Here is a 22,054-nt window from a genome sequence, read left to right on the forward strand (position 1 = left end):
GCTCATCAGGCTCAGAAGGCTCGGCAGGAGCGGATGTCGGTGGCGAGGATGGCCTTGGCGCCGAGGTCGGCCAGCTGGTCCATCAGTTCGTTGCCCTGCTTGCGCGGAACGAGCGCACGCACGGCGACCCAGTCGGGGTCGGTGAGGGGCGAAACGGTCGGCGACTCGAGGCCCGGGGTGATCGCGACGGCCTGATCGAAGAGCGACTTGGGGCAGTCGTAGTCGAGCATCAGGTACTGCTGGGCGAAGACGACGCCCTGGATGCGGTTGATGAGCTGATTGCGGGCGCGGTCGTCGCGATCGGACCCAGTGCGCTCGATGAGGACGCCTTCGGAGTCGCACAGGGACTCACCGAACGCGACCAGGTTGTGCTGACGCAGCGTGCGCCCGGAGCCGACGACGTCGGCGATGGCGTCGGCGACACCGAGCTGGATCGAGATCTCGACCGCGCCGTCGAGGCGGATCACCTCGGCCTCGATGCCGAAGCGGGCGAGGTCGGCGCGCACCAGGTTCGGGTAGGAGGTGGCGATGCGCTTGCCCGCCAGATCCTCGACCTTCCAGTCCTCGCCGGCCGGGGCCGCGTAGCGGAAGCTGGAGCGGCCGAAACCGAGCGAGAGCCGCTCGCTGACCGGGGAGCCGGAGTCCAGGGCCAGGTCGCGACCGGTGATGCCGAGGTCGAGCTCACCGGAGCCGACGTAGATGGCGATGTCTTTGGGACGCAGGAAGAAGAATTCGACCTGATTCGTGAGGTCGAGAACGGTGAGATCACGCGAATCGGTCCGCTTGCGGTATCCGGCCTCGCTCAGGATGGAGGTGGCGGATTCCGAGAGCGAGCCTTTGTTGGGAACGGCGACGCGCAACATGGGATGGGGGTCCTTTCGGGGGAAGTGGAGGAAGTGTCGATCAGGACGGATCAGCCGTCACAGATGTCGGTACACGTCCTCGAGCTTCAGCCCACGACCCAGCATCATCACCTGGACCCAGTACAGCAGCTGGGAGATCTCCTCGGCGAGCGCCTCATCACTCTCGTGCTCGGCGGCCAGCCAGATCTCGCCGGCCTCCTCCAGGACCTTCTTGCCCTGGAAATGAACGCCTGCGTCCAGCGCGGCCACGGTGCCGGACCCCTCGGGACGGGTCTGGGCACGCTCGGTCAGCTCGGCGAACAGGGATTCGAAGTTCTTCACGAGTAGAGATTGTTTCATACCCGACCCAGCGGTTTTCCCGGCGCACCGCGAGGTGCGGCACGCCGGGAAACGATCACACCGGTTCGGCGAGCAGTTCGCGCAGGTCGGCTACTGCCGTGCGCAGGTGGTCGGCGAAGGCGTACATCTGGTCGGCCACCGACTTCGGCGTGGCCAGGTAGATGTTCCACCGATCCGGCAGCAGCACGTAAGCGATGCCGATGCAGCGCGGACTGGTCGAGCCGAAGCCGAAGTAGCGGATGTACTTCGACGGGGCCGAGCTGGTCGAGAGGTAGTCGTCGCGCATGGTCGTCCAGCCGGGGCTGTCGAACAGCGCGATCCGCTCATCAGCGACCCCGAGCTGTTCGCCGCGACGACGCTGGATCCACTCCAGTTCCCACAGGTGCTGCTCGGGCGCCTGCCCGGCCTGGCATTCCTTCGCCCGCGCGACGTGGGCGGCCGCGGCGGTGCGCGCCGCGGCCAGCCTGGTCGCGGTGTCGGCCTCCGCGGACACCATCGCGTCGACGAACGACACCATCTCCGGGGTCACCACGCGCATGGCCTCGGTGCGACCGTTGCGGAACTGCCGGGTGGCGATGGATTCGTAGGTCGCGCCGGTCAGGCCCTTGCTGCGCCGGTGGGCGAGCTGGTAGCTGAGCTGAGCGAAGGCATCGGGTGAGATGCCCAGCTTCTTGGCCTCGCCGGTGCCGAAGTCGTCGAACGACACCAGCGAGGTGGCGGTGTCGGCGGCGAAGCGGGCGAAGTCGGCGCCCGCCGCGGCGATGTCGGCGCGGGCGGCCGAGTCGAGCACGAACTCGATCGGCTCCACCGAGGGCAACCCCTGCGATTGCGCCCCGCTGGTCGCCGCGTGGTCCTGGGTGGTCCGCTCGAGCAGCGCGTCGACGAACGACAGCACGGTGGTGCCGTCGAGCCCGCAGTGCTCGACGTTGATGCCGGCCTGACCGTCGGCGAAGACGATGAACGACACCGACTTGTCGAAGTAGCGGTTGCCGCTGTCGCCGTGCAGGAGCTGATCGCTGGCGTGCAGTTCGTCGCGGGGCGCGAAGTCCTCCAGGCACACCGAGAACAACGCCGTCTCCACCGCGTCGAACGCCACGACGTTGGCGGGCTCGGTGCGCAGCACTTCCCGGCTGCGCGCCCATGCCGCACGGGCTTTCGTGGTGAGATGCCCGACCGAGGTGTCGGTCGCGGCGGGCTTGGTGCCGCCCTTGATCACCGCGCGCAGCCCGTCGACCACGTCGTCGAACGCGTACGGCGCACCGTCGGGTCCGACGACATCCATCCGGAAGATGTTGCCGCGGTAGAAGACCGCGATATGGCGCGCGTCCGAGGGACCCGGCCATTCCGAGCTGTAGGGCTTGCGGACGCTGTCCTGGATCTCGCCCGGAATCCGGGTCTCGGAGAACAGGTACTTGTTCTGCCACATCGACAGCGCCTGGCCGCGCTGGGTCACCGGCGGGATCTTCTCCGCGTCCAGCGCCAGCTTGTAATCGACAGCCGCGCCGATGATCGCGGCTGCCCGCTCGGCCTGCCCGGCGACGGTCGACGCCGCGAGGGGGGTGTCGTCACGGAACAGGAACACGAAGTTGGCGTTGATCGCGATCCGGTCCCGACGGCCCAGATACCGTGACGGCCAGAATTCGTCGAGCCAGCTGCCGACGCCGGGGGTGGCGTCGTATTCGGCCAGTGCGGCATGCAGGGCGCGCCCCGCCCCACCGGGGCGCAGCAGCTCGGCTACCGCGCCCTCGGTGGTGGCGTATTCCTCGGCGCCGAGCAGTGGCTGACACCACTGCAGGAACCGCGCGCAACTGTCATCCAGTGTCGGCAGCGGTACCCGGGGCAGCGTGTCTTCGGCGGCGAACGTGGGTTGGTTCAATCCAAGTCCTCAGGTCTCGATGGGATGCGGGCGGGACAGGAACAGGTTGGCGTAGAGCCAGCCTTCGGCTTCGTGGTCGGTGGTGTCGATTCCCTTGGCCGCCAACGCATCCAGCACCTGTTCGCGTTCCTGTGCCGAGGCGAACCTCCGCTGCTGGAACATACCGGGACGCTGCTCGCTGCGATAGCCGAGCGCGGCCAGTTCCTCGGCGATGGGACCGAAATCGAACATCCGCAACACGAAATGTGCCATCCACGGTCGCTTGCGCGGATCGGCTTGGGCGACCCTGGACAGGGTTTTCTCGGTGATGTAGCCGACGCATCCAGTGGAGATCACCAGATCGGCGGAGGCCAGCACACGCCGCTGCGCCTCGGTGGGCTCGGTGGCCTCGAGGTCGGCGTGCACGTAGTCGTGCAGGAGTCCGGCGGCGTGGGCGTAGGTCAGCGCCGGGCGTGCGGCGTCCATCCCGATGAAGCGTACGTCGGGCATGAGATCGCCGCGCAACCGCTCCCGGTCCGCCGCGATCAGCCCGATCTTGTCGGTGTCGGCGTGATCGCGGTAGTGCCCGGCCAATTCGTCGACGGTGGTGTCGGCGCGCAGCAGTGCCGCGTTCACCCCGTAGGAGCACCCGAGATCGAGCACGGTCGGAATCCGGTCCGGTCGTGCGGCCCGCAGCTGACGCAGCTGTTCGGCGAAGTGCGGCTTTGCCAGTTCCGGGATCCGGTAGTCCAGATCGTTCATCCGCTCGAAATATGCTCGCGGATCCGGACTTTCGTAGATGTCGTCGAAGGATGCTTTGCCGGTGGTGTGCAACGGAACGGACATGGGCGGTTCCTCTCAGTCGAGCAGTCGGTCACCTCGGACGGCGTCGGCCGCGGCGGCCACATGGTCGGGCAGGACACGGCCGAACAACTGTCTGGTGCGTTCGACCGTGCCGATCACCCCTGGTCGGTCCGTGTAGGCGAAAATCGCCGAATGTCGTTGCCCCGCACCAGCCACCTCGGTGACTCGATGCAGGGAGAAGCGGCCCTTGAACAGCTGCAGGTCGCCGGGGCGCAGTTCCAGCGAGCGGATGAGCCGGGCGCCGTCACCGGTGAGCACGGCACGGACGTCGTCGAGATGCTCGGCGTAGGGGTCGCGGATATTGGGGCAGTACTCGAACACGCCGCCGGCTTCGGGCTTGCGCGTGAGCATGCTGACGGTGAATTCGTTGGTGTCGAAATGCCACGGATGCGACATCCCCGGCTCGACCACGTTCAGGCACAAACCGGCCAGCGGGTCGGCGAATTCGTGCAGATCGTCGAGTTCGAAGCAGTCGGCGACGAACCGCTGGAACACCGGATCGGTGTAGAGACGCTGGATCAGCGCCTCGGCGGGGATGCGGTCGCGGGCCACGAAGGCATTGCCGCGGTCGAGCACGATCCGCGCCGGATGGTCGGCGGGCAGGTCGGCGTCGAGGGGAATGTTGTAGGCGTTGACCCGCTCCACTTTGTAGTGGGCGTGCGGTGCGATCGCCTCCCCCTCGGTGCGCAGCGTCTCCAGCAGCTGCGGCCGGATGAACTCACGCAGGACCGTGCAGCCGTCCTCGGCCAGCTCGGCACGAGCCGCCTCGATGGCCGCCTGCCTGCCCGAACCACCGAGATCGGTGAGTGGATACCGTGCGATGTCGACGATTTCGTCAAGCCCCCGCGTGCCCGTCATGTACTCAGTTTGCGGGAATATTCGGGCGCGCGCTCGCGGTTTCGACAAATCGGGCATATCCCGGGAAGATCACAATCGTGCGAATTCAACTGTGCGGCAACAGTTTTCACAGATTCTACCCAGATTTCGGTCTTATCACGGTAGGCTATTACGCCCTATCACGGTGAGCCCTCATCATTTTCAGACGCGGGCGTGGAGTGCGGCGCGCAGATCCGCTACCGACAGGCCCACCAGCGACTCACGAAATACCCGCCCCGGCGCCTCGGGAACCGCGATCTCGCACGGAATCACGATCAGACCGCAGCCCGCGCCCTGCGCGGCGAGCGAGCCGGTCGGCGAATCCTCGATCGCGACACAGTCACTCGGGTCGACCCCCAGCAGTTGCGCGGCGCGGCGGTAGATGGCCGGATCGGGCTTGCCGTGCGCCACCTCGTCGCCGCAGACGGAGGTGTCGAAGTAGTCGCGGCCGAGAGTGTCGAGGCCGTATTCGGTGAGCGAGCGCTTGGTGTTGGTCACCAGCGCGCACCGCATACCCGCCTCGCGCACCATCGCCAGCGCGTCCTTGGCGCCGGGACGCCACGGGATCGGGCCGAGCATCAACTCGGTCACCCGGCGCTCGAGGAACTCCCCCGCCTCGACGATCGTCTCCGGCGTCGGCACCACGCCGATACCGTCGAAGAGCATGCGCAGCGCGTTCGGACCGGAGGCGCCGATCAGGGCGTGGCGGACCTCGTCGGTCAGCTCACGGCCGTGCTCGCGGGCGAGTTCACGAACCGCTATGTCCCACAGCTTCTCCGAATCGAGCAGCGTGCCGTCCATGTCCCACAGCACCGCGGCCGGTCGCGCGCTCACCTGTTCACTCGCCTCGTTCTCATCACATGTCACCCGGTGACCGGCAGTCGCCGAGCCCCGTTCAGCGTAACGGGTTCGCCTCAGACGCCCGATCCGGCGATCTGCAGGTTGCCCGCGTCGCCCGCGACCTGAATCCAGCGGTTCTCCGAGGTCACGGTGCCATTGGCGAGCTGGTAGGTGAGGGTGACGACCGCGCGGTTGGGCCCGCTGGGGGTGATCGAGCCGACAGTCACCGACCGCACCGACGACCAGAACGACGAGTACTGTCCGAACCCGCCGGTCTGCGCCTGGTACCCGGGAGCGAGTTGCGCCCACGCCCCGCCGATATTGCCGGGCAGCATGCCGTAGTACCCGGCGATGAACTGGTTGATCCGGTCCGGGGTGGGCGGGCCGAACGGTGTGGTGGTGACGGTCGTGCTGGTCGGTTTCGGCGTGGTGGGAGTGGGCTTTGCCGAGGTGCTGGTCGGGGTCGCGCCGGAGGTCGTCGCACCGCCGGGCACGGCGGCGGGCGGAGCCGACACGGTGATCGTTTCCTGCTCGGGCACGATGACGACGGTGCTCACCTTGCCGTCGACCATCGTCGTGACGGTGACCGGCGATGCCGGGGTCTGTGCCTGCTGATCGGGCTCGCGGCCCCGGTCGCGGGTGACCACCAGCACGACGAGCATGACCGTGAAGGCAGCGACGGCCGCGGCCAAGAGCAGCACGGCGCGACTGTTGTTCGCGCGGTCGGTGCGCGACGGTGGGACGGGGAACGCCGGATGCAGGCCGGAACCGTCCGTCGGCCCGGCTGCCGCCATGGCGCGCAACTGGGCCTGGGCACCGGCACGTTCGACACCGTCCGCGGCCGAGAACGCGGCGTCACGCGGCCGAACGAGGCCGGGATCGCCTGCCGCTGCCTGCCGCACCGCGCCTGCCTGCCCGACCCCGCCTGCCGCCGCTCGGCCGATTGCTCCGTCCGGTCGGCCCGCTACGTCGGCGACCGCGCCCGCTGCCGGGGTTCCGCTCACGTCCGATGCCTGCGGCGCACCCGAGGACGCGCCGGTCGAATTTCGGCCCGAGATGGCCGAGCGGGCAGCCTTGGCCCTTGCCAGACCGCTGCCGAACAACGCGGCCGCACCCGACTTCGCCGCCGCTCCCCCGTTCGCGGGGGCGCCGGGCTGCGGAATCAGGGTCGTCGCCGCCTCACCCACCGGCAGGATCTTCGTCGCGGAGGCGGGCAGTGCCGGAACCCGGCCCGCGGCAACGTCTTCCAGCGCGATGCGGGCCTGCGCCATCGTCGGCCGATCATCGGCCGACGCGGTCAGCAGCCACATCAGGACCGGGGCCAGCGGGCCCGCGTTCTTCGGCTCGGGCACCACGCCGCGCGCGACGGCGTGCAGCACAGCCAGGGGGTTGTCGCCCTCACCGAACGGCGGAGCGCCTTCGGAGGCCGCGTACAGCGTCGAGCCGAGGGCGAACACATCGGCGGCGGGCTTCGGGCTGTCGCCGCGGGCGATCTCGGGCGCCAGGTAGGCAGGGGTGCCCGCGAGGAACCCCGTGGCGGTGACGGTGACGTCGCCGGTCGCGTGCGAGATCCCGAAGTCGGTGAGCTTGACCGTGCCGTCGTCGCCGACGAGCAGGTTGGCCGGTTTCACGTCGCGGTGCATGATCCCGGCGTCGTGGGCCGCCGACAGCGCCGCGGCGGCCTGGGCGCCGATCCCCGCCACCTCGATCGGGGGCAGCGTCACTCCGCCTGCCAGCTTCGCCGCGAGGCTCGGCGCGTTCATGTACTCCATGACCAGCCACGGCTGGCCGTCCTCTTCGGCGACATCGAAGACGGTGATGGCGTTCGGGTGGTGCAGGCGGGCAGCGATCCGGCCCTCGCGCATCGCGCGCAGTTTGCCTTCCAGCGCTTGCGTACCGGTGAGACCGGGCGCGAGCAGAACCTGCTTCACCGCGACGGTGCGCCGCAGCCGGACGTCGGTGGCGCGCCACACGACCCCCATCGCGCCCGTGCCGATCGGGTCGGTGAGTCGATAGCGTCCCGCGATCAACCGATCCGATGTCATATCTGTGCCCCTCCTGCTTACCGCTGAGTCGTCTCGCCCTCCGCGCCACAGCGGGATGAAACTTTTCGAGAATTCTACGTGCTGAACTGCTTCGATCCTGTTGCGAGACAGCCCGGCCCGTGGACCCGGCGCCCCATCGTGACCATACTCACAAGCGCCACAACGACAAACGGACCGGCCCGCGGGACCGATCCGATCTGCCGACGCCTCTATCTCGTGCCTGCAGTGTGTCAGGCGTTGAAGTATTTCGCCTCCGGATGCAGCAGCACGAACGCGTCCGTCGACTGCTCGGGATGCAACTGCAGCTCTTCCGAGAGCGTCACCCCGACCCGGCCCGCGTCGAGCAGGTCGACCAGCTTGGCACGATCCTCCAGGTCAGGGCATGCGCCGTAACCGAAGGAGTAGCGCGCGCCCCGGTAGCCGAGCTTGAAGTAGTCCTGCACGTCGGCGGGATCCTCGGCCGCCACGGACTTGCCGTCGACGGTCAGCTCTTCGCGCACCCGGCGATGCCAGTACTCGGCCAGCGCCTCGGTGAGCTGCACACCGACACCGTGCACCTCGAGGTAGTCGCGGTAGTTGTCGGCGGCGAACAGCGCGTTCGCGAAGTCGGCGATCGGCTGACCCATCGTGACCAGCTGGAACGGCAGCACATCGACCTGTCCGGTCTCACGGGCCTTCTCCCGCGAGCGGATGAAGTCCGAGATGCACAGGAACCGGTCGCGCTGCTGACGCGGGAAGGTGAACCGATACCGTTCCGGCGCATCAGGACTCGGCTCGGTCAACACGATGACTTCGTCGCCTTCGGACACCGCGGGGAAATACCCGTAGACCAAGGCAGCGTGCTGGAGCACTCCCTCGGTGGCGAGTCGCTCGAGCCAGGCACGCAACCGCGGACGACCCTCGGTCTCCACCAGGTCCTCATAGGTCGGCCCTTCGCCGGCCTTCTGACCACGCAGACCCCACTGGCCCAGGAACAGCGCCCGCTCGTCGAGCAGACCCGAATACTCCGCCAGCGGCAGACCCTTCACCACCCGTGTGCCCCAGAACGGCGGCGTCGGCACCGGCAGGTCCGCGGCGACATCAGAACGCTCGGGCACCACGATCGGCACCTCGGCGGCCTTGCGCTCGGCGGCGATCCGCTTGGACCGTTCGTGGCGGGCCTTGCGCTCGGCGGCCTTCTCCTTGGCCGCGATCGCCGCGGGGCTGTCGGGATCGAGGCCACCGCCGCGCTTGACGGTCATGATCTCGTCCATCAACCGCAGGCCCTCGAACGCGTCGCGGGCGTAGTACACGTCGCCGTCGTAGACCTCGGTCAGGTCGTTCTCCACGTAGGAACGGGTCAGCGCGGCGCCACCGAGCAGCACCGGGAACTGTTCGGCGACACCCTTGGTGTTGAGTTCGCCGAGGTTCTCCTTCATCACCACCGTCGACTTCACCAGCAGCCCGGACATGCCGATCACGTCGGCCTTCTTGTCCTGGGCGGCGTCGAGGATGGTCGCGATCGGCTGCTTGATGCCCAGGTTCACGACCTCGTAGCCGTTGTTGGACAAGATGATGTCGACCAGGTTCTTGCCGATGTCGTGGACATCGCCCTTCACCGTCGCCAGCACGATGCGGCCCTTGCCCGCGTCGTCGGTGGCTTCCATGTGCGGTTCCAGGTGCGCGACAGCGGTTTTCATCACCTCGGCCGACTGCAGCACGAACGGCAGCTGCATCTGCCCCGAACCGAAGAGCTCGCCGACGGTCTTCATGCCCGACAGCAGCGTCTCGTTGATGATCTGCAGCGGCGGCACCGTCTGCATCGCCTCGTCCAGATCATCGCCCAGACCGTTGCGCTCACCGTCGACGATGCGCCGCTCGAGACGCTCGAACAACGGCAGCAGGGCCATCTCCTCCGCACGCGAGGCCCGCGACGATGCCGTCGAGACACCCTCGAACAGCGCCATCAGCTTCTGCAGCGGGTCGTAGTCCTCGCCGCGGCGGTCATAGATCAGGTCGAGGGCGACCTGCTGGTGCTCCTCGGGGATCCGGCTCATCGGCAGGATCTTCGAGGCATGCACGATCGCCGAGTCCAGACCCGCCTGCACACATTCGTGCATGAACACCGAGTTCAGCACCTGCCGGGCGGCCGGGTTCAGACCGAAGGAGATATTCGACAGGCCAAGGGTGGTCTGCACCTGCGGGCGGCGGCGCTTGAGCTCGCGGATGGCCTTGATCGTCTCCTCACCATCCTTGCGCGACTCCTCCTGCCCGGTGCCGAGGGTGAAGGTCAGGGTGTCGATGATGATGTCGGACTCGGCCAGGCCCCAGTTGCCGGTGATGTCGTCGATGAGCCGCTCGGCGATCGCGACCTTGTGATCGGCGGTGCGCGCCTGACCCTCTTCGTCGATGGTCAACGCGACGACAGCGGCACCGTGCTCGGAGACCAGGCGCATGATCTGCTGGAACCGCGAATCCGGGCCGGCGCCGTCCTCGTAGTTCACCGAGTTCACCGCGCACCGACCGCCCAGATGTTGCAGACCGGCCTGCAACACCGGCACTTCGGTGGAGTCGAGCATGATCGGCAACGTCGAGGCGGTCGCCAGCCGCGAAGCCAGCTCGTTCATGTCCTCGGCGCCGTCACGGCCCACGTAGTCGACGCACAGGTCGAGCATGTGCGCGCCGTCGCGGGTCTGGTCCTTGGCGATCTCGAGGCAGCGCTGCCAGTCGGCGGCCAGCATCGCGTCACGGAAAGCCTTGGAGCCGTTGGCATTCGTGCGCTCACCGATCATCATGATCGACGCGTCCTGCTCGAACGGGACAGCGGTGTACATGCTCGACACGGCAGGCTCGTGCTCGGGGTGGCGACGATCGGCGATCGGCGGCAGCGTCTTCTCGACTTCGCGCACCGCCTCGGCGACCTGCCGGATGTGCTCGGGGGTGGTGCCACAGCAACCACCGACCAGCGACAGCCCGAACTCGGAGACGAACCCGCTCAGCGCGACGGCGAGCTCTTCGGGGTCGAGCGGGTACTCGGCGCCGTTGGCCCCGAGCACCGGCAGACCGGCGTTCGGCATCACCGACACCGGGATGTTCGCGTGCCGCGACAGGTGCCGCAGGTGCTCGCTCATCTCCGCGGGCCCGGTCGCGCAGTTCAGACCGATCATGTCGATACCGAGGGGTTCCAGCGCGGTCAGCGCCGCGCCGATCTCACTGCCGACCAGCATCGTGCCGGTGGTCTCCACGGTGACGTGGGTGATGATCGGGATCCGGCGACCGGCGGCGATCATCGCCCGGCGGCTGCCGGTGATCGCGGCCTTGACCTGCAGCAGGTCCTGGCAGGTCTCGATGAGGATGGCGTCGGCGCCGCCGTCGAGCATGCCGAGCGCGGCCTCGGTGTAGGCATCACGCAGCGACACGAACGGCGCGTGACCCAGGGTCGGCAGCTTGGTTCCCGGGCCCATCGAGCCCAGGACATAACGCGCAGTACCGTCGGCCGAGGGACCCATCTCGTCGGCGACATCGCGGGCGATACGGGTGCCGCGCTCGGCCAGATCCCGAATCCGGTCCTGGATGTCGTAGTCGGCGAGGTTGGGCAGGTTGCAGCCGAAGGTGTTGGTCTCCACCGCGTCCGCGCCTGCGGCGAAGTAGGCGCGGTGGATCTCGGCGAGCACGTCAGGGCGGGTGTCGTTGAGGATCTCGTTGCAACCCTCTAGGCCACGGAAGTCGTCGAGCGACAGATCCGCGGCCTGCAACATCGTGCCCATCGCGCCGTCGCCGATGACGACACGCCGCCGCAGCGTATCGAGGAGCGTGGTATCGAACCCGGTGGGCAAGGACGCAGACATGATTCAAGACTAGAGGGCGCCCCCGACGAACAAGACCACTGTGGGTGAATCAAGTGGCCTGCGCCACTGTCCGCGGCGGAAACACGCAACACCGTCGGTCACCGCAAAACAATTCGAACGAGACACTAGGCTGACCGGGTGGATGCCAGTGAGACCCCCGAGACGGAACTGCCGACCTTGCGCAATCCCGTCATGGTTGCCGCCTTCGAGGGCTGGAACGACGCCGGCGATGCCGCCAGTGGCGCCATCGAGCATCTGGAGTTGATCTGGGATGCCGAGCCGCTGGCCGAGCTCGATTCCGAGGATTACTACGACTACCAGGTGAACCGGCCGACGGTCCGCCAGGTCGACGGCGTGACCAGGGAGATCCAGTGGCCCTCGACGATGCTGTCGGTGTGTTCCCCGCCCGGCAGCGACCGTGACGTGGTGCTGCTGCGCGGCATCGAACCGAATATGAAATGGCGCAGCTTCTGCGACGACCTGCTCGAATTCATCGAGCAACTGGGTGTGGAGACCGTGGTCATCCTCGGCGCGCTGCTGGCCGATACTCCGCATACCCGGCCGGTGCCGGTGACCGGTTCGGCCTACAGTCCCGAGGCCGCCGAGCGGTTCAGTCTGGAACAGACCAGGTACGAGGGCCCGACCGGGATCACCGGTGTGTTGCAGGACCAGTGTGTGAAGGCCGGTGTGCCCGCGGTGTCGTTCTGGGCCGCGGTCCCGCACTACGTGTCGCAACCGCCGAACCCGAAGGCGACCATCGCGCTGCTGCATCGGGTCGAAGACGTCCTCGATATCGAGGTCCCGCTCGGCGAGCTGCCGAAACAGGCCGAGGAGTGGGAAGCCGCGGTCAACGAGATGACCCTCGGCGACGAGGAGATCAGCGAGTACGTGCGCTCGCTCGAGGAGCGCGGCGACGCGGCGATCGACCTCAACGAGACCATGTCCAAGATCGACGGCGACGCCATCGCGGCGGAATTCGAGAAATACCTGCGCAGGCGCGGTCCGGGTAGCTTCGGCCTGTAGCCCTCGTACACCGGGAGTTCGTCGGGCCCGCGGTTGTTCGTGATGTTCGGACGTACCGAGGCTGCTGCCCGAATGGCCTACCTACCATCGGAATCGGCGGCCCAGTACTCTCACGGCATCGAAATCCCCATTCCGGGCGGGCATTTCACCCTGACACCGCCGCGACGACGGCGAGGTACCCGGCTCATAGCGGCGACACTCCCCGATCGACATCGACTGCGATATCGATCGGGTGCACGCCGCGACGGCAGCGCGGCGGATCGCCGAGGTGTCGGTTCTGCCTGCCGGGCATCTCGGCAGGCCTGCCCGGCCGCTACCGAGATGGTGGATCGGCGCATGCGTCGGATCCCATGGCTAACGCTCCAGGGTCAGTACCTGAGCGGCCGCCTCGTGCGCCAGCTTCGCGATCAGCAGGTCACGCGGAATCGTCTGGCCCGCAAGGTGATCGAGTGACGGCACCACCACGTGGTGGGCATCGGCCCGCTTCAGTTCCTGGGTGAGTTCGGCGAACGCCGCACCGTCACCCGCGGGTGCTTCGTGGAACGTCGCGGCGAAACACATGCCCGCGGTGCGCGCGAGGCTGCGTAGCGCATCCTCCAATTGGTCGCTCTGGCCATCGGCCAAATCGTCCCGCAAGTATCCATAGATCAACGCTTCCACCCGAACCTCCGTTGGATTGGGATCGCTGTTCTGTTGTCGGACCTGTTGTTTACCGGTCCCCCCGCGTCGCGCGGTGCGCCACGCGGGGGTACTGCGTTGCCCTGCAAGCTCTCCTGCAAAGCGGGAACCCGGTTGTCATGCCGAGCACCTGCTTACATCATGAACACTCGCGGCCCCCGGCAGCAGATGTCAATCCGATGACATCTACATGCCCTATCCGGGACGCCGAACGTTAACTGGTGGAATACTACCGCCGTGACCGCAACTGATGATCGACCCGTATGGGCTGTTCGGATGCGCTCGGAACGTGACGCGAGGGGGTGGTCGCAAGGCGACGCAGTTCGCGCGATGCGTGCCAAGTCCTCCCACAACCTGCCGACGGACAGTACCTTGCTGCGCAACTGGCGCCGCTGGGAATCCGGGGAATCGCGACCTGACGAGTTCTACGCGCCGATCATCGCGGCCGCGTTCGACACCGTCCCCGCCGCGTTCTTCCCGAAGTCCCGTCCCAACCGCGATGACGAGCTGTTATCGGCAACCGGTATGGACACTTTGGAGTTCATCGGACGACTCAGGATGTCCGACGTCAACAGCGCCACACTGGACGCGGTGCGGATCACCGCCGAACGGTTGTGCTGTGAATACGCCTATGCCGACCCACATGCGCTGCACACCGAGGGGACCGCGTGGCTGCGCCGGATCACCTCGCTGCTCGACGGCAGACTGACGCTGAGCCAGCATCGAGAGATCCTCGTGCTGGCGGGCTGGGTGGCGTTGCTGGTCGGTTGCGTCGATTACGACCTCGGCCGCAGAGGCGGCGCCGAAGCCACCCGCCGGGCCGCCGATTCCCTCGGTCGGGAAGCGGGCAATCCGGAGATCGTCGGGTGGGCGGCGGAGATGTCGGCGTGGTTCGCGTTGACACAGGGCAACTTTCGTGGCGCGATCGATGTCTCGGAGAAGGCGATGGCCGGTACCACGTCGTCGAGTGTCGGGGTGCAGTTGGCCGCGCAGCGCGCCAAGGGCTGGGCTCGACTCGGTGACCGTCGCGCGATGCAGACCGCGCTCGACGAGGGCAAGGCGATTCTGTCGCGGATGGGTCACCCGGCCGATCTGGACAACCACTTCGTCGTCGACGCCACCAAATTCGACTTCTACGCGATGGACTGCTGCCGAGTGGCCGGCCAGGATCGACTGGCCGAACGCTACGCCCGGCAGGTGATCAGCGATTCGACCCGACCGGACGGTTCGGTCCGCAACCCCATGCGGGTCTCCGAGGCTCGGCTGACCCTGGCTGTCGTCGCGGTGCGCGACCGCGATCTCGAGCGCGCGGTCGAAGAGGGCGTCGCGGCGTTCTCCGCGGGTCGCAAGTCGCTGCCGTCGCTGGCGTGGATCGCGGGCGAGGCGGCCAGGGAGATCATCGAACGCTACCCAGGAGATCAGCGCACCCAAACGTTCCTCGAGCAGCTGCGATCGCTCAATGTCGGATGAGTTCGCCCGGCGATGCCACGCCGATCGGGGACGGGTCCGGCGGAGCACGGGAAGGCCACCACTAACCTGTCTACGGTGACCGACTCCGCCGACGGCCTGCCCAGCGCCGTACCCGCCCTGTGGGACGAACGTCTGCGGTTGTTCTCGTTCGCGACCGCCGAGAAGCGCGCCGACTACCTGCGGGTGCTGCGCGCCTTCGACAGCGCTCGTGCCGCCTACGTGGTGTTGTTGCACGCCGACGACGTCGCGGAGTGGATTTCCCGGGTCGAGGCGGGCGGCCGGGTCGAGGCGGCCGCGGGTGTCCCACTGCCCGCGGTCGAGATCGGCCCCCTGCTCGAGCAGTTGCATCGCTGGGGTGTGCTCGAACGCAGCTACGACGGCACCCGGGCGGCGACGCTGGCCGAGTACCGCAACCGGCACTACGTCTACCAGTTCGCGCAGGCCGGTTTCCAGGCCTACCGAGCGGTGGCCGGGGTGCTCGCGGCCCGCATGGAGGACGCGTCGCTGTCGCGGCTCGTGCTCCCCGAGTTGCTCGCCGACCTGCGCACGCTCGCCGCAGCCAACCGCGACGGCGATGCCGAGCGGGTCTACACCACCCTGCGCAGGCTCGACGCCGCGCTCACCGACATGGCCGCGCGGGCCGCGCATTTCTATCTGTCGCTGGGCGATCTGGTGCGCACGACCGAGATCACCCCGGAATCCTTTCTCGCGCACAAGGACGCGTTGCTGGCGCACATGCGGGAGTTCAGCATGGATCTGGCCCGGTTCGCGCCGCGCCTGGCCGCGGCGATCGGCGAGGTCGAGGAGACCGGAGTCGAGCAGTTGATCGGTCGCGCGGCCGGGTGTGACGAGCGGGTGTTGCTGAGCCTGGCCGAGCGCGAAGCGGATTGGCGTTCGCGGTGGGACGGGTTGCGCACCTGGTTCGTCGCCGCGGGCACCGAGTCGTCGGAAACGTGTGAGGCCGACCGGCTGCGCGAGGCGACGATGAGCGCGATCGCAGCGGTGCTGTCGCTGTTGCGCCGGGTCACCGAGACCCGCCGTGGCGGCATCAGTCGGGAGTCGGCGTTGCGGCACCTGGCCGAATGGTTCGTCGCCACTCCCACCGCGGGCGGTGCGCACGCGCTCTACGACGCGGTGTTCGGGCTCGGCAAGCCGCGCCATCTGTCACTGGAACATCCCGATGCGGAGCTGATCCCGACCAGCCGTTCCTGGTGGGAAGCACCGCCGTTGGAGATCTCGCGAACCCTCGCCGAGACCGGGCGCGCACCCACTGCGGGCGCCCCCGCCCGGATCGCGCGCAACGACGCGGGCGTGCGGCGGTTGCGCGAGGCCCAACTGGCGGCGCAGCGGGACCGGGCCGCGGCCGCCGCCTCGCTGTCGAAGGGCAATGTGCACGAGCGGGTGCTCGATCAGCGCGAGACGGAGGTGCTGTTGCGCCTGCTCGACGCGGCCTCCACCGCCTGGGTGCCGGTGAGCGGAAACGTCGACGGCACAACAGGTTCCGACAACGGTGTGACGTTGACGGTGCGGCCGTGCGACGGGTCGACGGTGATCCGCACCGCGGTGGGGCTGCTGCATCTGAACAATCGCCGCCTCGAGGTGCGCAGCGGTTCGGCGCGACGGGGGGTCGCGCGATGAAGCGGCAACGGATCGACGCGCTGGCACTGGACAGCTATCAGCGGGCGGCGCGGGTGATGCTGGCCAATCACCTGGTCACCCGCGTCTACCCCGATCGGATCGCGTTGCCGTTGATCCGTCGCTGGGCGACCGAGCTCCGCGAGGACCTGGCCGAATTGTTCGGCTACCGACTGGAAGTCACCGAGACCACGGCCCGGCTCTACCCGGTCCACGATCGACTCGACGACGCCCGGCCCGCCCGCAGCGTCAACGATCGTGTCTTCGACCGTCGCCGCTACGCCTACCTGTCGTTGGCGCTGGCCGCCCTCGGCCGGGCGGGCGACCAGATCACCCTCTCGGAATTGGCCGAGCACGTCGCCGATTACGCGAGCCGGATCGAGGGCCTCGACCTGTCGACCGAGCGGGCCGCCGATCGCGATGCCTTCGTCGACGCCGTCGGCTGGCTCGGCGCGCGTGGCGCGCTGACCTTGGCCGACGGCGACGCGGGGGGCTGGGCCAGCGACCCGGAGGCGGGCGAGGCGCTCTACGACATCGACCGACCGGTGGTGTTCGCCCTGTTCCGGCCGCCGCGAGCACTCCAACACCTGCACAGCGTGCGCGGTTTGCTGGCCGATGATGCCGACCAGGCATCGCCCGATCAGGCCCGCCGGGTTCGCCGGGCACTGGTCGAGCGCCCGATCGTCTATCTCGACGAACTGTCGGACGCCGAGCGGGCGCTACTGGGCCAGGACCGGCTGATCGGCGAGGTCGAATACTGCACCGGCCTGCGGGCCGAACGCCGGGCCGAGGGTGTGGCGTTGATCGACACCTCGGGTCGACTGTCCGATACCCGCTTCCCCGGCACCGGCACCCTGGCACAGGTGGCGCTGCTACTGATCGGTGAGATCGCCGACGCGGTTCTCGACATCGACAACCCGGTCGCCCGTCGTCCCGGAGCGCTCACCCCTGACAACACGTTGCTCGAGCAACTCGATGCGTCCATTCCCACTGCGGGCGTGTTCGCTCCGCTCGCCGACGACATCGAAATAAATACTGCCGCAACAGATTTCGATGACGATGAGACCGATTCTCCCGAACCGGTCACCTATCCGTTCCTGGACGACGCCTGGGTACGCGCCACGGTCATCGCGCTCACCGACCGCTACGGCGCGACCTTCGCCGCGCAATGGCAGGCCGATGTCGGAGGGCTCACCACCGAGGTGCTCGCGCTGCTCGCCAAGCTGCGGCTGATCCGGCCGGTCGACGACGGGCTGCTGGTGTTGCCCGCACTGGCCAGATATCGGGGCGCGGTGGTCACCGTGCGAGTGCGCAAGGCCGAGGAATTGTTCGTCACCGCCGCCGATACCGACGGCAGCACCGGAGAGGCAGGGGTCTGAGCATGTCACTCATTCACGGCGGAGTGCGGTTCGTCCCGACCCGGGCGGGCATCGTCAACCTGTGGGACTACCGCGACCAGGAGTTCAGTTTCGCCGACGGCCGTCTGGTGCTGCGCGGACCCAACGGTTCCGGTAAGACCAAGGCGCTCGAGGTGCTGTTCCCGTTCGTGCTGGACGGGCGGATCGAACCGCGCAGGCTGAACCCGTTCGCCGGTGAAGAACGCACCATGAAGTCGAATCTGCTGTACCGCAAGCAGGAGTCGGCCTACTCGTATGTGTGGATGGAGTTCGCGCGCGGCAGCTGGGACGATCCCGAAACCGTCACCGTCGGCATCGGCATGCGCGCCACCCGCTCCTCGGACAAGGTGACCCGCTGGTACTTCGTCGCCGACGGCCGCGCCGGGGTGGACTTCTCCCTCATCGGCCCCGACGACCGTCCGCTCACCCGTAAGCAACTGGCCGAGCAGATCGGCAGCGACGCCATCGTCGACCGTCCCGTCGAGTACCGCGCGGCGATCGACGCGCGCATGTTCGGGCTCGGCGTGCAGCGCTACGACCAGCTGATCAACCTGATCCTCACCCTGCGAAGGCCCCAGCTCGCCAAGAACCTCGACCCCCGTGGGCTCTCCCAGGCCCTCACCGACGGCCTTCGCCCCCTCGACGAGCAGTTGATCCTCGACGCCGCTCGCTCGTTCAGCGATATGGAAGAGGTCGGCCGGACCCTCGACGGCCTCGTCCAGGCCGACACCGCCACCCGCCGTTTCGTCGACGTGTACCGCAAATACCTCGCGGTACAGGCGAAAACCGATGTCGACCAGCTCCGTACCCGTCTCGATGCCGTCACCAACGCCTCCACCGCGCTCTTCGCCGCGACGGCCCTGCGCACCCGTCGCGACACCGACCGCACCGAAGCCGAGACCAGAGCCGAAAACGCCGATCACGCCTACGAACAGGCCATCGCCGACCGCGAGAACCTCCAACGCTCCAGCGCCTACGAGGGCAAACAGCAACTCGACGACCTGGCCGACGCCGTCCGCCGCCTCGAAACCTCCGCCGCGGCCCACCGCGACAAGTCCGCCGAAGCCGCACATACCCTGCAACGCCGCGCCGAAGAAGCCTCCCGGGCCACCGAAGCGGTGCGCACCGCGGCAGCCGCCCTCGTCCGCGGCGAAGACGCGGTCCGCGCCGCCGCCGAAGAAGCAGGCATCGAATGGACTCCGCCCAGCGCCGAAGGCCGCGGCGACCAGTTCACCGTGGTTGTCCGCGGCCACGCCGAAGAGCGCGACGCCGATGTCCGCGCCGTTCGAAAGGCACTGGGCAAGTGGGAAACCGCCGCCGCGGACCGCACCCGTTCCGAACGCCTCGCCGAACGCGCGATCGAACTGCGTGACTCCGCCGCCGCGGAAGTGGCCCACGCCGAAGCGGCGGTTGCCCTGGCCCGCAGCGAATCCGCGGCGGCCCTGCGTACCTGGTGGCACACCAACACCGAGGTTTTCGCACCGGTCACCGAACTCGAAGGTGTTCCCGAGGAAGACGCCCGTAGCGGGTCGGCCGACGCCACGGCCGACCGAGGTGCCGCAGGCTTGTTCGAGGCGCTCGACACCGCCTTGGCCGGCGCGGGAGTGGCCGACATTCCCTCGGCATCAGAGGTTCTGGCCGAGCGCTGCGAGCCGCTGCAGGAACAGATTCGCACCCGCCGCCAGGAGGCTCGGTCCCGCACGAGCGCTGCTGCCGCCCGCCTCGACGCACTGGCTGCCGAACGAACACAGATCGCCGCCCAGCGCGACGACGCTCCCCCACCGCACCCCACCAGAACCGTTGTCCGAGAAGGACTTCCGGGTGCTCCACTCTGGCAGCTGGTGCGCTTCGCCGACTCGGTGTCCCCGCAGGATGCGGCTGGTATCGAAGCGGCGCTGCAGTCCGGCGGTCTGCTCGACAGCTGGATTTGCGGCCCGACCTTGCCCGTCGACATCGACTCCGACCACTTCCTGCTCCCGCTACCGGTCGACCAGCGTCCACTCGGCCGTACGCTCGCCGATGTCCTTGTCGTCGAAGAGGATTCCGCCGCGCTCACGGTTCCCACCGAGACTGTCGCCGCCGTGCTGGCCTCTATCGCCGTCCACGACGCCGACCCGGACCCGACGACGCGCGCCACGGCGACCCCCGGCGCAGCGTGCACCGGGGCCACGCTCACCGCGCTGACCACGGCCGACACCCCGCAGGTCGTGGTCGGCCTCGCCGGATCTTTCCGACAGGGCGTTCTCGTCGGCCACCACCACAAGCCAGAGGCCGAGTTCATAGGGACGACCGCGCGAGCCCGCAGGCGTGAGTCCCGGCTCGCCGAGATCGAGGCGGCGATCGAGGCCGCCGCTGCCGAGCACGACGCCGCGCGAGCCGAAGACGCTTCGGCCACTGCGCAATTGGCCGCGTTGTCGGCAGCCGCGAAGGCTCTGCCGCGCCCGTCGGCGGTGACCTCCGCTTTGCGTGCCGTAGCCGAGACGGCCGGTCTGATGCGTTCACGTGTGGAGGCCGCGACGCAGGCCGAGCGCGAACTCGACCAGGCCGTCGCCGAAGTCGCGGCCCTGGACAAGAAGGTTCGCGCCGCCGCCGCGGCACACCGAACCCCCCGCGAGGCGCGCGAACTCGACGCGCTGGCCGCCGCTATCCGGCATTTCGAGAACACCGGCACCGGACTGCTCCGCCTGCGCGCCGAGCACGAGCGGGAACGTGAACGCGAACGTGAGGGCGCCGACCGGCACGACGAAGCGCGGGCACTGGCCGAGGCGTTCGCCGAAGAGGCCGAGGCGGCCCGGCTCGGCTATACCGAACAGCAACGCAAACTCGAAACGCTGCGAGAGGCGTTGGGCGCCGGCGCCGCCGACATCGACCGTGACCTCGAGCTGGCCCGTGGCGCCATCGAGGCCGCCAAGGCCGAACAGCGGGCCGCGCGCAAGGCCGCCAATGCCGCCATCGAGGCGGTCGGCGACGCCGAGGCCGCCTATCGCACCGCCAACGAAGCGCTCGCCACCGCGCTCACCGAGGTGCTCGGCGAGGTGCGTTCGCTGGCCCCCTACGCCCGGCCCGACCTGCTGAGCCTGCTCGGCGCCTCGGTCGAACACCGTTGGCCCAGCAGCGATGCCGCGTGGTCCACCCCGGAACAGCTGCAGTACCGCATCGTCGCCGCGGGCCCGGAAACCGACCCGATGGTGCTGCCCGACGAGGTGGCGGCCCTGTTCGCCGACCTCGACACCGCCACCAGCCAGGTGCGCGCCACCGAGGCCGGTCGCAAGTCCACGCGGTCCGCGGTGACCAGCGCACTCCAGGAATTCGACGCCGCGCTCACCGCATCCGGTCGCGACTACCGCCTGAACTGGGACGCCGCCGACGGGCTCACCGTCGTCGCCGTCCACGACGAGAACGGTCAGGCCGCACTCGCCGACTTCGCCGCCCGCATCGACGCCGCCCGCCGTGACCAGGAACTACTGCTCACCGACGCCGAACGCCGCATCCTCGAAGACGCGCTGCTCACGGGCCTGGCCCAGCAGATCCACGAACGCACCACCGACGCTCGCGAACTCATCTCCCGCATGGGCGCGGAGATGAAGCAGCGGCGGATGTCGTCGGGCAACACCATCGGCGTGCACTGGATCCTCGCCGACGGACTGTCGGAGTCAGCTCGCTCGATGTGCAAACTCCTCGACCGCGACACCACCGCCCTCAGTTCGGAAGACCTCGGCTCGGTCCGCGCCCATTTCGCGGCCGAGATCCGCGCCGCCCGCACCGCGCACCCGGAACGCTCGTACCCCGAAATCCTCGCCGCCACCCTCGATTACCGCACCTGGCGAGTCTTCTCCTTCACCCTCATCTCCGGCGACGGCACCGAGGACAAACTCACCGTCGCCCGCCACAGCGCCCTCTCCGGCGGTGAACAGTCGGTCTCGCTGCACCTTCCCCTCTTCGCCGCCGCCCACGTGATGCTCGACTCGGCCGATCCGCAGGCTCCCCGCCTGCTGGCCCTCGACGAAGCCTTCGCCGGTGTCGACGACAACGGTCGCAGCGAATTGCTCAGCCTCAGCGTGCAATTCGACCTCGACCTGTTCATGACCGGTTACGACCTGTGGATCACCTACGCCCACGTCCCCGGCTGCGCGCATTACGACCTGGCTCATTCCACCGCCGAGAATACTGTCAGCGCGACACTTCTCGTCTGGGACAGCGGTGAGCTCCTCGCCGAGCACGACGGCGGCGACCTCACCACGGCACTGGGCTCCCCCAACCGCCGTCGCGTTCCCAACACCATCGAGGGCGGGTTGACACTGGAGGGCATGCCCGGCGAACCGGCATCGGTGGGCTGAACTCG

The 22,054-nt window shown here is 68.4% G+C and carries 14 protein-coding genes; 5 read left to right on the forward strand and 9 right to left on the reverse strand.

What is annotated here, in order from left to right; genetic code table 11:
- Positions 1-11: 11 nt before the first annotated feature.
- The 8 genes from hisG to metH all read right to left on the reverse strand — a co-directional run bounded on the left by hisG (position 12) and on the right by metH (position 11,509).
- Entirely contained in the window at positions 12-863 is an 852-nt protein-coding gene (gene hisG, locus ASD42_RS03230) for an ATP phosphoribosyltransferase (RefSeq protein WP_056809945.1), read from the reverse strand.
- Positions 864-920: 57 nt separating this feature from the next.
- Positions 921-1,202, reverse strand: a complete 282-nt coding sequence (locus tag ASD42_RS03235; RefSeq protein WP_174562637.1) for a phosphoribosyl-ATP diphosphatase — start codon at positions 1,200-1,202, stop codon at positions 921-923.
- A gap of 55 nt (positions 1,203-1,257) precedes the next feature.
- Positions 1,258-3,078 carry a choline/carnitine O-acyltransferase gene (locus tag ASD42_RS03240; RefSeq protein WP_056809949.1) on the reverse strand — a complete coding sequence of 607 codons (1,821 nt, stop codon included), beginning with the start codon at positions 3,076-3,078 and terminating at the stop codon, positions 1,258-1,260.
- A gap of 9 nt (positions 3,079-3,087) precedes the next feature.
- Positions 3,088-3,903, reverse strand: coding sequence for a hypothetical protein (locus ASD42_RS03245; RefSeq protein WP_056809950.1), 816 nt, complete (start codon positions 3,901-3,903; stop codon positions 3,088-3,090).
- Between the two features lie 12 nt (positions 3,904-3,915).
- Entirely contained in the window at positions 3,916-4,779 is an 864-nt protein-coding gene (locus ASD42_RS03250) for a HalD/BesD family halogenase (protein ID WP_056809952.1), read from the reverse strand.
- Positions 4,780-4,959: 180 nt separating this feature from the next.
- Positions 4,960-5,631 carry an HAD family hydrolase gene (locus ASD42_RS03255; protein ID WP_268793498.1) on the reverse strand — a complete coding sequence of 224 codons (672 nt, stop codon included), beginning with the start codon at positions 5,629-5,631 and terminating at the stop codon, positions 4,960-4,962.
- 80 nt (positions 5,632-5,711) lie between these two features.
- Entirely contained in the window at positions 5,712-7,682 is a 1,971-nt protein-coding gene (locus ASD42_RS33630; RefSeq protein WP_056809955.1) for a serine/threonine-protein kinase, read from the reverse strand.
- Between the two features lie 230 nt (positions 7,683-7,912).
- Positions 7,913-11,509: a methionine synthase gene (metH, locus tag ASD42_RS03265; protein ID WP_056809957.1), complete on the reverse strand. Its 3,597-nt coding sequence runs from the start codon at positions 11,507-11,509 to the stop codon at positions 7,913-7,915.
- Between the two features lie 192 nt (positions 11,510-11,701).
- Here metH and ASD42_RS03270 point away from each other — a divergent pair, with 192 nt between their 5' ends.
- Positions 11,702-12,532, forward strand: a complete 831-nt coding sequence (locus tag ASD42_RS03270) for a PAC2 family protein (RefSeq protein WP_235569430.1) — start codon at positions 11,702-11,704, stop codon at positions 12,530-12,532.
- Between the two features lie 354 nt (positions 12,533-12,886).
- Here the strand turns inward: ASD42_RS03270 and ASD42_RS03275 are convergent, their stop codons facing one another.
- Positions 12,887-13,192, reverse strand: a complete 306-nt coding sequence (locus ASD42_RS03275; RefSeq protein ID WP_056809962.1) for a hypothetical protein — start codon at positions 13,190-13,192, stop codon at positions 12,887-12,889.
- 348 nt (positions 13,193-13,540) lie between these two features.
- On the opposite strand from ASD42_RS03275, the gene ASD42_RS03280 reads away from it, so the two are divergent.
- The 4 genes from ASD42_RS03280 (at position 13,541) to ASD42_RS03295 (ending at position 22,049) form a co-directional block, all read left to right on the forward strand.
- On the forward strand, positions 13,541-14,680 hold the full coding sequence (locus ASD42_RS03280; protein ID WP_056815295.1) for a hypothetical protein: 1,140 nt from the start codon (positions 13,541-13,543) through the stop codon (positions 14,678-14,680).
- Between the two features lie 132 nt (positions 14,681-14,812).
- The gene (locus tag ASD42_RS03285) at positions 14,813-16,318 is read left to right on the forward strand and encodes a TIGR02677 family protein (RefSeq protein WP_056815298.1); all 1,506 of its coding nucleotides are present in this window, start codon (positions 14,813-14,815) and stop codon (positions 16,316-16,318) included.
- On the forward strand, positions 16,315-17,694 hold the full coding sequence (locus tag ASD42_RS03290; RefSeq protein WP_056809964.1) for a TIGR02678 family protein: 1,380 nt from the start codon (positions 16,315-16,317) through the stop codon (positions 17,692-17,694). Before ASD42_RS03285 ends, ASD42_RS03290 begins: the two co-directional genes overlap by 4 nt.
- A 2-nt stretch (positions 17,695-17,696) precedes the next feature.
- On the forward strand, positions 17,697-22,049 hold the full coding sequence (locus ASD42_RS03295; RefSeq protein ID WP_056809966.1) for a TIGR02680 family protein: 4,353 nt from the start codon (positions 17,697-17,699) through the stop codon (positions 22,047-22,049).
- Positions 22,050-22,054: the final 5 nt, after the last annotated feature.

This window comes from Nocardia sp. Root136 (assembly GCF_001427185.1).
Classification (GTDB): Bacteria; Actinomycetota; Actinomycetes; order Mycobacteriales; family Mycobacteriaceae; genus Nocardia; species Nocardia salmonicida.